General features: G+C 31.0%; 1 protein-coding gene. It reads right to left on the bottom strand.

Annotated elements, in window-relative coordinates:
* Positions 1–84: 84 nt before the first annotated feature.
* The coding region (locus BN346_RS04335; RefSeq protein ID WP_034439874.1) for a flagellin at positions 85–516 on the bottom strand (432 nt) is incomplete at its 5' end.

Raw genomic sequence — 516 nt, 5'->3', positions numbered from 1 at the left:
ATTTTAAAATACCTCCTTGAGTTTGAGATGGACTTCCTTTTCCATCATTTAAATTTTAATAACATCTTAAATTTATATTGTTTACTATCTTAATAATTGTAAAACACCTTGTGGTTGTTGGTTAGCTTGTGCAAGCATTGCTTGAGCAGCTTGTTGAAGTATATTGTTTTTAGAGAATGTCATCATTTCTTTTGCCATGTCAACATCTCTAACTCTTGATTCTGCTGCTGTTAAATTTTCTGAAGCATTATTTAAGTTATTTATTGTATGTTCTAATCTATTTTGAACTGCTCCTAGTTTTGATCTTTCTTTTGATACTGTTTCAATAGCTGTATTAACTGTTTCTATTGCTGCTGTTGATTTATCTGCATCTGCAACATTATCTTTTATATCTTTAACTCCTAACTTCTCTGCATTCATTCCACAGAATGTTAATGCTATCTGTTGGTCTTTATTAGCTCCAACTTGGAATTTAACTCCTGTCTTCTCTTCGCTGAACATTGTTTGTGTATTGAA

The organism is Clostridium ihumii AP5 (genome assembly GCF_000612845.1).
GTDB lineage: Bacteria > Bacillota > Clostridia > Clostridiales > Clostridiaceae > Clostridium_J > Clostridium_J ihumii.
The sequence above is the reverse complement of the archived record's forward strand: the minus strand, read 5'-3'. Positions and strand labels throughout refer to the sequence as shown.